Raw genomic sequence first — 10,000 nt, 5'->3', positions numbered from 1 at the left:
GGTGGCGACCGCCAGTTGGCCGTTCTTGACGACCGGGCGTTGCTCACCGGCACCGACCGACAGGATGCAGCCCTGCGGTTCGTTGATAATGGAGGCGAACTGCTTGATGCCGAACATGCCAAGGTTGGACACCGAGAAGGTGCCGCCCTGGAACTCTTCGGGCTTCAGCTTCATATCGCGGGCGCGCGCCGCCAGATCCTTGGTTTCCTTGGCGATCTGGGCCAGAGACTTGGTCTCGGCCTTGCGGATGATCGGGGTGATCAGGCCACCGTCGATAGCCACGGCCATAGCGATATCGGCATTGTGGTGCATCGCAATGCCTTCGGGGGTGAAGGAGGCATTGGCTTCCGGCACCTGCTTGAGCGCCAGCGCCACCGCCTTGATGACGATATCGTTCACCGATACCTTGATACCTTGCGATTCCAGCGCCGTATTGATCTTGGTACGCGCCGCCAGCAGGTTGTCGAGTTCGATATCGACGGTCAGCGGGAAGTGCGGGATGTCGCGGAAGGATTCGGTCAGGCGGCGGGCAATGACCTTGCGCATATTGTTGAGCGGCACGAGATCGTAAGACCCCGCCGGAATGCCCAGTTGCTCAAGGGTCTGCACCTTGCGCGGCTCAGCCGCTGCGGTGGTCGCCGCCGGAGCGGAACCCGCCTTGCCGGTGCCCGAAGCCAGAGCGGCTTCGATATCGCGCTTGATGATACGACCGTGCGGGCCGGTGCCTTTCAGCAGCTTGAGATCGAGCTTATTGATCTCGGCCAGCCGACGCGCCAGCGGCGAAGCCGCCACGCGCGCTCCACCCGAGGCGGCGGGGGCTGCGACGGGGGCGGTGGCCACAGGGGCCGGAGCCGCGGCAGGCTTCGGCGCTTCGGCGGCTTTCGGGGCCTCAGCTTTGGCCTGAGTCTGGGGCGCCGGAGCCGCCGAACCGCCCTCACCCGCTAGGCGCGCGATGGGCGTATTGACCTTCACGCCTTCGGTCCCCGCTTCGATCAGGATGGCCTCAACCACGCCCTCATCGACGGCTTCGACTTCCATCGTCGCCTTGTCGGTTTCGATTTCGGCGATCACGTCACCGGCGGAGACAGTGTCCCCGACCTTGACGTGCCACTTGGCCAGAATGCCCTCTTCCATGGTGGGCGAGAGCGCCGGCATCAGAATATCGGTCATGGATGGCCCCTCTTACTTGTACGAGACTTGCTTGACCGCGGCGATGATCTTCTCAACGCTGGGGACGGTCAGGGCTTCGAGGTTGGCGGCGTAAGGCATCGGCACGTCTTCCTGATGCACGCGGGCGGGCGGCGCATCCAGATCGTCGAAGGCTTCGGCGGTGACGCGGGCGGCGACTTCGGCACCGATACCGCAGGGGCCCCAGCCTTCTTCGACGGTGACCAGACGGTTGGTCTTCTTCACCGAAGCGACGACCGTGTCGGTATCCAGCGGACGCAGCGTACGCAGGTTGACGACTTCGGCGTCGATACCCTCTTCGGCCAGCTTCTCAGCCGCCTTGAGCGCAAAACCGACCATGCGCGAATGGGCGACGATGGTGACGTCCTTGCCCTCTTTCTGGATCTTGGCCTTGCCGATAGGCAGGACGAAATCCTCAACATCCGGGATTTCAAACTCGTTGCCGTACATCATCTCGTGTTCGAGGAAGACGATGGGGTTCGGATCGCGGATGGCGGCCTTCAGCAAGCCCTTGGCGTCAGCGGCGTCATAAGGCGCAATGACCTTCAGGCCCGGAACGTTGGCGTACCACGCCGAATAGTCCTGCGAGTGCTGGGCGGCGACGCGGGCCGCGGCACCGTTCGGGCCACGGAAAACGATCGACGACTTGATCTGACCACCCGACATGTACAGCGTCTTGGCCGACGAGTTCAGGATGTGGTCAATGGCCTGCATAGCGAAGTTGAAGGTCATGAACTCGATGATCGGCTTAAGACCGGCCATAGCCGCCCCCGAACCGATACCGGCAAAGCCCATTTCGGTGATCGGCGTGTCGATAACGCGGCGGTCGCCGAACTCTTCGAGCAGGCCGCGCGACACCTTATAAGCGCCCTGATACTGGGCGACTTCCTCACCCATCAGGAAGACGCGGTCGTCGCGGCGCATTTCTTCGGCCATAGCGTCACGCAGCGCGTCGCGCACGGTGATCTTGACCATCGGGGTGCCTTCCGGGAATTCCGGATCGCTCTGCGGCTTAACCTGCGGCGCGACTGCCGAAGCGACCACAGCCGTCTTTTCGCCGCCTTCCTGAGCGGCGGTTTCGCCACCGGTGTTTTCCGCCGACTTGACCGGCGCAGGGGCCGACGCGCCACCGGCCAGACGCGCGATCGGCGTATTGACCTTGACGCCTTCGGTGCCAGCCTCGATCAGGATGGCCTCGACCACGCCTTCATCGACGGCTTCGACTTCCATCGTCGCCTTGTCGGTTTCGATTTCGGCGATCACCTGACCGGCGGAAATCTCGTCACCGGCCTTGATGTGCCACTTGGAAAGGGTGCCCTCCTCCATGGTCGGAGAGAGAGCGGGCATAAGAATGTCGGTCATCTGGGATCAGGCCTCAAGATAAACGTCGGTGTACAGTTCGGACGGATCGGGTTCGGGGCTGGTCTGAGCGAACTCGACGGCCTCCATAACGATCGCCTTGATTTCATTGTCGATGGCCTTGATCTCGGCCTCTTCGACACCCGCCTGCTCCAGCATCGTCTTGATGTGGTCGATCGGGTCGCGGGTCGTCTTGACCTCATCGACCTCTTCCTTGCTGCGGTACTTGGCCGGGTCGGACATGGAGTGACCGCGATAGCGATACGTCTTCATTTCCAGAATGTACGGACCCTTGCCCGAACGGGCGTATTCGGCGGCGCGCTCAGCGGCTTCCTTCACCGCGAACACGTCCATGCCGTCCACGGTTTCGCCGGGGATGCCGAACGACGCACCGCGCTGCGACAGGTTGGTCGTGGCCGAGGCGCGGGCGAGAGCCGTGCCCATGGCGTATTCGTTGTTTTCAATCACATAGACGACCGGCAGGTTCCACAGCTTCGCCATGTTGAAGCTTTCATAGACCTGACCCTGGTTGGCCGCACCGTCACCGAAATAGGTGAAGGAGACATTGCCATTGTTGCGGTACCAGTCGGCAAAGGCCAGACCCGTCCCCAGCGACACCTGAGCGCCAACGATGCCGTGACCGCCGAAGAAGCCGGTTTCGATGTCAAACATGTGCATCGACCCGCCCTTACCCTTCGACGAGCCGCCAATGCGGCCGGTCAGCTCAGCCATAACGGCCTTGGGGTCCATACCGGCGGCCAGCATGTGGCCGTGGTCGCGGTAACCGGTGATGACCTGATCGCCGTCGATAGAGGCGGCCTCCATGCCCACAGCGACGGCTTCCTGACCGATGTACAGGTGGCAGAAGCCCCCGATCAGACCCATGCCGTAGAGCTGACCCGCACGCTCTTCGAAGCGGCGGATGAGAACCATCTCACGGTAATATTTCAGGAGTTCGTCTTTGGAGACATTGCGTTTGGCGGAACCCGTCGTTCCGGTGTCAGTGGCCTTGGCGGCGCGCGCCATGGAAACCTCCCTGGGGTTAATCGTGCCACTCGCGTCTTACCCGCAGGCAGAGACGTTCGCAGCCGGTCAAAAAGACGTTCGAGCGCGCACCGGCACAACAGGGCCGGCCGCCCATAGAGGGGGATGCAGTCAGTTCTGGTGATCCCGTGGGAAATCCGGCAGCAGGGCCACCGGAATCTCAGGGTTCGTCAAAAACCGCCTGAATTCACGTCAGGACTTCTCTTAGGCAAAGCCCAGGCTGACGTAAAGTCCCCTTGCGGACTCAGGAATTGCGCGCAGGGGCGATGTGATCACGGATCACGTATTCGTTAGGGGCATTGAGCCCCAGGAGAACGCGGGCGCGTTCTTCAAGCAATTCTTTGGAAAGATTATCGGTTCTCAAATAACGGGCGCGGGCTTCAAGGTCCTGCCGCTCAGCGGCAAGATCAGCCAGCAGCTTTTGCTTTTCGGCCAGCTCAACCTGACGGGTTTCCTGCGAAAAGAACCCTTTGTCGCCAGTCAAATACTGTACGCCGCAGTAGGTCAGAAATATAGCGATGATCGCGGTAGGCAAATAGGGCCTCAGTTTCTGAATCACGACTTTCGCCCCTTCTGGACGGACCACATTGACAGGAGGGATTTTTGGCCGCGTCGGTTTAACAAACTGTTACCGAACATGTCACTTCAACTGAAAGAATTTATCATAAAACGCGAGCGGCGCAGGACACCTGCGCCGCTCTTTTTGGCAGATTTGTAAAAAACGTCCCAGCCGTTGAGAGGCCGGTTCCGGTTTTAGCTGCGGATCACCGAAAGCCCCGCATAGACGGCTTCGTCGTCGAGGATCGATTCGATGCGCAGCAGCTGGTTGTACTTGGCCAGCCGGTCCGAACGCGCCAGAGAACCCGTCTTGATCTGACCGCAGTTCAGCGCCACCGCCAGGTCAGCAATGGTCGAATCTTCGGTCTCACCCGAACGGTGCGACATCACCGAGGTATAGCCCGAACGGTGGGCCATATCGACGGCGTCCATGGTTTCCGACAGGGTGCCGATCTGGTTCACCTTGACGAGGATCGAGTTGGCGAGGCCTTCGACAATGCCGGTCTCCAGACGGTTCGGGTTGGTGACGAACAGGTCGTCGCCGACCAGTTGCAGACGGTCGCCCAGACGCTCGGTCAGCAGCGCCCAGCCTTCGAAATCGTCTTCCGACATGCCGTCTTCGATCGAGCAGATCGGGAACTTGTCGGCGAGGTTTTCGAGATAATCGACCATTTCTTCGCGGCTCAGGACCTTGCCCTCGCCTTCCAGATGGTACTTTTCGTCCTTAAAGAACTCGGTCGAGGCCACGTCGAGCGCCAGCCAGAAGTCTTCACCGGCCTTGTAGCCCGCCGCCGCACCGGCATCGACGATGAATTGCAGCGCCACCTCGGCCGAGGACAGGTTCGGCGCAAAGCCACCTTCGTCACCGACATTGGTGTTGTGGCCGGCGGCCTTGAGCGCCGATTTCAGGCTATGGAAGATTTCCGCGCCCATGCGCAGGGCTTCGGAGAAGGTTTCGGCACCGGCCGGAACGATCATGAATTCCTGAATGTCGATGGGGTTGTCAGCGTGGGCGCCGCCATTGATAATGTTCATCAGCGGCACGGGCAGCACACGGGCCGACAGGCCGCCGACATACTTATAGAGCGGCAGGTTGACCGAAGCCGCCGCCGCCTTAGCCACGGCCAGCGACACGCCCAGAATGGCATTGGCCCCCAGACGGCCCTTGTTCTCGGTGCCGTCGAGATTGATCAGGATCTGGTCGATGTGGCGCTGATCGCGGGCGTCGAGACCGCTCAGGGCCTCATAGATTTCGCCATTGACCGCGTCCACGGCCTGACGCACGCCCTTGCCCAGATAGCGGCTCTTGTCGCCATCGCGCTTTTCCACGGCTTCATGCGCGCCGGTGGAGGCACCCGACGGCACAGCGGCGCGACCGAAAGCGCCGTCTTCGAGGGTGACATCGACCTCAACGGTCGGATTGCCGCGCGAGTCGAGGATTTCACGAGCAACGATATCAATAATGGCGGACATGGCAATCTTCCCTGAGGGGTTTGAAAAACGAGGGTTGCTTAGCAAGCGCGCCCAAGCCTGACAAGCCCGCCACGGGGAATGCGTCTCATATATTGAGTATATCGGCGGGCTTCGCGAAGACGTGATCCGGCTTTTCGCTCAGCAGGCTGTCTTCGTGGGCATAGCCCCAGGTCACGGCCCCCACGGCAATGCCCACCTTGCGCGCCGCCTCGATGTCGCGCAGCTCATCACCGATGGACAGGGCCTCGGTCGGTTTCGCCTTGAAGGCCTTGAGCACGGCCTTGAACTTGGCCGCCTTGCCAAAAAGCGATGAACCGCACGAATAGTGATCGATCAGGGCGCTCAGCTCAGCCCCCAGAACGGTGCGGACATTGTCGGCGTCGTTGGAAGTCACGACCACAACGGTCACGCCGCGCGCCTTCAGATCGCGGATCACCTCAGCGATCCCGTCAAACAGCACGATTTTTTCGATCTGCTGGTTTTGCAGCCTCTGGGCATAGGTGGCAATGGCCGGCAGTTTGAGCAGCGGCACCTTCAGACGCTTCAGCAGCTCACGCGGCCCCAGACGGCGCAGTTCGTCAAGGTGCGAGCGGTCCGGGTTCTCAAAGCCGAAGCGTTCGGCCAGATGATCGAACACCTCAAGGAACCACGGAAACGAATCGGCCAGCGTGCCGTCGAAATCGAAGATCACCAGACGATAGGGATAGGGGGGCATGAAAGGCCTTCCGGAATCAAAAACGCGGCACCTGAGGCGCCGCGTCTTTATATCTTCGGTCGATAAAGGCGGTTAGTCCTTTTTCGGCGTAATCACCTGACGGCCCTTGTAGATGCCGGTCTTCAGGTCGATGTGGTGCGGACGGCGCAGTTCGCCGGTGTCCTTGTCTTCCACATACGAGTTGGCGCCGAGCGCGTGGTGCGAGCGACGCATGTTGCGCCGCGAGGGGGATACTTTCCGCTTAGGTACGGCCATGTCCGACTCTCTTTTTCAAGTGAGGCTCGATAAGCTTTTACCCAAGCCTTTCAAGCGTAGAATGATGTGTTGACCGGTTGTTCGTCCGGTCGGAAGGCGCGCCTTATGCCTCAAGAGCGCAAAAGGATCAAGGGGTCTGATGCAATAAATCTTGTATCGTCCGCGACCTGACGTAATGACGCTTATAAATGCGGCGCATTTCCGCCGCAATCCATTCAGATGCCGTTCAGCTTGGCGGGCGCTCAATAGCGTCATCCCACGCACATATCCCCAGGTGGCATTATGAAACCCTCCTTTTTTCAACGGCATCTGCCGCTGGCCCTGATCGGGATCGGCCTTATCGGTCTGGCCGCCCCCACCCTGGCATCGGCACAAGGCTATGATGGCTATTGCTATCAGCGCAAATCCAACTCCACCGCCACAGGCGCGGTGATCGGCGCTCTGGCCGGCGCCGCCATCGGCAACGGTTCCTCGCATCGCTATGACCGCGGCGGCAATACGGTCGCCGGAGCCGCCGTCGGTGCCGTGGTGGGCGGAGCCTTGGGCAATGCCTCGGTCGATTGCCACGATGGCCGCTACTATTCCTATGAGCGCAGCGGCTATTACGACCCGCCGCCCCCGCCGCCGGGCTACGGCGTCGTCTATTACGAATCGCGCCCGCGCTATGATGGCTATTATGTCTATCGCGAGCGCTACTACGGCCCCCGCTATTATCCGGCCCCGCGCAGCTATTACTACCGCGACCGCTATGACCGGTACGATCGCTATGAGCGGCGCGAACGGGAATATTATCATCACCGCCGTGAGCGATGGTAAAAACAAAACAGACGGTCCTTTATGGGACCGTCTGTTTTGTTTTGATGGTCGGGGAGACAGGATTCGAACCTGCGACCCCCTGCTCCCGAAGCAGGTGCGCTACCAGGCTGCGCCACTCCCCGACAAAGAAGGCATCCCTTTGAATAAGGGACACGCACACGCCCGAAACCGGTCGTCTGCGTCTGGAGGCCGCTCTATACGGAAACGCCGGAACTCACGCAAGCCTTTGCCGTCAAAAAAATGCAGTATGTTGGGGAGAAACGAGAGGATAGCCGCGGAGAGCAGGCCTTACGAAATCTGTGAGCCTTCGCGGTTCGGAACCTGGAGCGGAGACCTTAAACACATAAGGGCCGCCCGACGGGGCGACCCTTATGTGTTTAAATGGTCGGAGCGACAGGATTCGAACCTGCGACCCCTTGACCCCCAGTCAAGTGCGCTACCAGGCTGCGCCACGCTCCGACACCTCTTCGCAGAGGCCTCCCCTGGTAAGGAGAACGCGGCTTATAGAGAGGAATAAAGCGGCCTGCAATAGGCCACAGACGTTTTCCACCGCTCACATGCGGCGGATCAGAGCCCCTTGAGGCTGCGCAGCATGGTTTTCTGTGCGTTTTCGAGGCTTTGAGCGATGGCCAGAAGCCGCGTGCGCGTCTCTTCGCTCAGGCCGCGAACGACGGGCAGGGCCGACATTTCCTCAAAATCAAACGCCGGTTCGGCACTGTCGGCCATGACTTTGCGCGGTAAGGGCGGCGCGGATACGACCTCCATCGGCACGTCGTCCGGCTCCGCGTACCCCTCCGCCGCCGGGATGAAGGCCGTGCTGCCGCCCTGCCCGGCCGACAGCAGCGCCTTTTGCCCCTCGTCCTTGTACAGCTTCTGCACGCCGCGAATCGTGTAGCCGCGATCGTGCAGCAGCACCTTCACCCCCATCAGCAGGTCAATATCCTGCGGACGGTAGAAGCGCCGCCCCCCGGCGCGCTTGGTCGGACGGATAAAGGTGAACTTGGTTTCCCAGAACCGCAGCACATGCTGGGGCACACCCACCGCGTCAGCGGTTTCGGAAATGGTGCGAAAGGCAAGAGGCCCCTTGGACACGTGTACTGGCCTTTTTTACGACTTATTCGCCGACGCCGGCATCGACGCGCGCCTTCATGATCTGCGAGGCGCGGAAGGAGATGACCTTGCGCGGATCAATGGCCGCCGGCTTACCCGTCTTGGGGTTGCGGCCCACGCGGGCATTCTTTTCGCGGACCTGAAACACGCCAAAGCCCGACAGCTTGACCGTCTCGCCCTTTTCCAGCGAATCAATGACCAGATCGAGAGTACGCTCGACGAGAGCGGCGCATTCCTGACGCGGCAGGCCCAGTTCGTTGTGCACCGCTTCGAACAGTTCGGCGCGGGTCAGGGTCGTGGCTTTCATATCAAATCCCCTCCGGAATGATCCATCAGAGGGAACCATACGCATTTTCCCGTTCACGTCAAAGGGTTGGACGCGGCTTGTCATCAAATAAATGAGATTTTCGTCTCAATATGCGGTTGGCCCTACAGGCGGATCGCCGCCGCCGCCCAGGTCAGGCCGCCGCCCAGCGCTTCGATCAGCACCAGATCGCCCTTTTTGACCCGTCCATCCTGTATCCCGGCATACCAGGCCAGCGGAATCGAGGCCGCTGAGGTGTTGGCGTGTTCGGCCACGGTCGAGATGACCTTCTCACGATCAAGCCCCAAACGATCGGCTACACCGTCAAGGATGCGCTGATTGGCCTGATGCGGGATGAACCAGTCCACGGCCTTGTGGTCGAGACCCGCCTTGTGAATGGCCGATTCGGCGGCTTCGGAGATTTTCTGCACGGCGTGCTTGAACACCTGATTGCCCTGCATGCGAATCTTGCCGACACGCTGCCCCGAATCAAAGACCCCGCCATCGACGTACAGAAGATCGGTCTTCGAGCCGTCGCATTGCAGGTCAAAGCTGAGGATGCCCGTGTCCTGCGCTGTGCCGTTACCTTGCACGGGCTCCAGCACCACGGCCCCGGCCCCGTCGCCGAACAGGATGCAGGTCGAACGGTCCGTATAGTCGAGGATGCGGCTCATCACCTCAGCCCCGATGACCAGCGCACATTTCGACAGGCCGCGCGCGACAAACCCGTCAGCCACGCTCAGGGCATAGACGAAGCCTGAACAGACCGCCTGCACGTCGAAGGCCGCGCCGCGCGGCACGCCCAGCTTGGCCTGAACGATGGAGGCGGTGGACGGAAAGGTCATGTCCGGCGTGGTGGTGGCGACGATGATGAGGTCGATATCCTCAATCGTGCGCCCCGCTGCCTTAAGAGCGATCTTCGCCGCTTCGACGGCCAGATCACTGGTCTGTTGATCCTCACCGGCCTTGTGACGCTTGCGGATACCGGTGCGCGCCACGATCCATTCGTCCGTGGTATCCACCATGCGGGTGAAGTCCTCGTTAGAGAGGACCGTCTCAGGCAGATAACCGCCGACGCCGGTTACCGCCGTACGTGTTACGCTCATGCTCAGGATACCTTTTCATCCGCCATCTGCGGCGTTTCGGGCGACGCGACGTGCGCCTTGCGAACGTGGGCC

At 61.0% G+C, this 10,000-nt stretch carries 11 protein-coding genes and 2 tRNA genes; 1 reads left to right on the top strand and 12 read right to left on the bottom strand.

The features are described 5' to 3' along the window. The 7 genes from LDL37_RS11685 to rpmF all read right to left on the bottom strand — a co-directional run. A partial coding sequence (locus LDL37_RS11685; RefSeq protein ID WP_290798385.1) for a dihydrolipoamide acetyltransferase family protein occupies window positions 1-1,170 on the bottom strand: 1,170 nt, incomplete at its 3' end. Window positions 1,171-1,182: 12 nt separating this feature from the next. Next, window positions 1,183-2,550: a pyruvate dehydrogenase complex E1 component subunit beta gene (locus tag LDL37_RS11680; RefSeq protein ID WP_290798383.1), complete on the bottom strand. Its 1,368-nt coding sequence runs from the start codon at window positions 2,548-2,550 to the stop codon at window positions 1,183-1,185. Window positions 2,551-2,556: 6 nt separating this feature from the next. Continuing rightward, entirely contained in the window at window positions 2,557-3,573 is a 1,017-nt protein-coding gene (pdhA, locus tag LDL37_RS11675; protein ID WP_013480382.1) for a pyruvate dehydrogenase (acetyl-transferring) E1 component subunit alpha, read from the bottom strand. Window positions 3,574-3,835: 262 nt separating this feature from the next. Further along, window positions 3,836-4,150, bottom strand: a complete 315-nt coding sequence (locus LDL37_RS11670) for a septum formation initiator family protein (RefSeq protein WP_126423803.1) — start codon at window positions 4,148-4,150, stop codon at window positions 3,836-3,838. A 194-nt stretch (window positions 4,151-4,344) separates the two neighbouring features. After that, complete coding sequence (eno, locus tag LDL37_RS11665) at window positions 4,345-5,622, bottom strand: phosphopyruvate hydratase (RefSeq protein ID WP_126423804.1); 1,278 nt, start codon at window positions 5,620-5,622, stop codon at window positions 4,345-4,347. 85 nt (window positions 5,623-5,707) lie between these two features. Beyond that, window positions 5,708-6,337 (bottom strand): HAD hydrolase-like protein, encoded by a 630-nt coding sequence (locus LDL37_RS11660; protein ID WP_290798376.1) that lies wholly within the window; start codon window positions 6,335-6,337, stop codon window positions 5,708-5,710. Between the two features lie 72 nt (window positions 6,338-6,409). Continuing rightward, window positions 6,410-6,592, bottom strand: coding sequence for a 50S ribosomal protein L32 (gene rpmF / locus LDL37_RS11655; protein ID WP_126423806.1), 183 nt, complete (start codon window positions 6,590-6,592; stop codon window positions 6,410-6,412). A gap of 282 nt (window positions 6,593-6,874) precedes the next feature. Between rpmF and LDL37_RS11650 the strand changes: the two genes are divergently transcribed. Further along, complete coding sequence (locus LDL37_RS11650) at window positions 6,875-7,408, top strand: YMGG-like glycine zipper-containing protein (protein WP_290798372.1); 534 nt, start codon at window positions 6,875-6,877, stop codon at window positions 7,406-7,408. Between the two features lie 45 nt (window positions 7,409-7,453). On the opposite strand, the gene LDL37_RS11645 is transcribed toward LDL37_RS11650, so the two are convergent. The 5 genes from LDL37_RS11645 to LDL37_RS11625 all read right to left on the bottom strand — a co-directional run bounded on the left by LDL37_RS11645 (window position 7,454) and on the right by LDL37_RS11625 (window position 9,928). After that, window positions 7,454-7,530: transfer RNA gene (locus tag LDL37_RS11645), tRNA-Pro, on the bottom strand. Window positions 7,531-7,790: 260 nt separating this feature from the next. Next, window positions 7,791-7,867 (bottom strand) — tRNA-Pro (locus LDL37_RS11640). Between the two features lie 108 nt (window positions 7,868-7,975). Continuing rightward, on the bottom strand, window positions 7,976-8,500 hold the full coding sequence (locus LDL37_RS16460; protein WP_366509240.1) for a MerR family transcriptional regulator: 525 nt from the start codon (window positions 8,498-8,500) through the stop codon (window positions 7,976-7,978). A gap of 22 nt (window positions 8,501-8,522) precedes the next feature. Continuing rightward, window positions 8,523-8,825 carry an integration host factor subunit alpha gene (locus LDL37_RS11630; protein ID WP_126423809.1) on the bottom strand — a complete coding sequence of 101 codons (303 nt, stop codon included), beginning with the start codon at window positions 8,823-8,825 and terminating at the stop codon, window positions 8,523-8,525. A gap of 122 nt (window positions 8,826-8,947) precedes the next feature. Further along, on the bottom strand, window positions 8,948-9,928 hold the full coding sequence (locus tag LDL37_RS11625; RefSeq protein WP_290798367.1) for a beta-ketoacyl-ACP synthase III: 981 nt from the start codon (window positions 9,926-9,928) through the stop codon (window positions 8,948-8,950). Window positions 9,929-10,000: the final 72 nt, after the last annotated feature.

It is taken from the genome of Asticcacaulis sp., assembly GCF_020217185.1.
In the GTDB taxonomy this organism is placed as follows: Bacteria; Pseudomonadota; Alphaproteobacteria; order Caulobacterales; family Caulobacteraceae; genus Asticcacaulis.
This window is presented reverse-complemented; position numbering and strand designations above follow the sequence as displayed.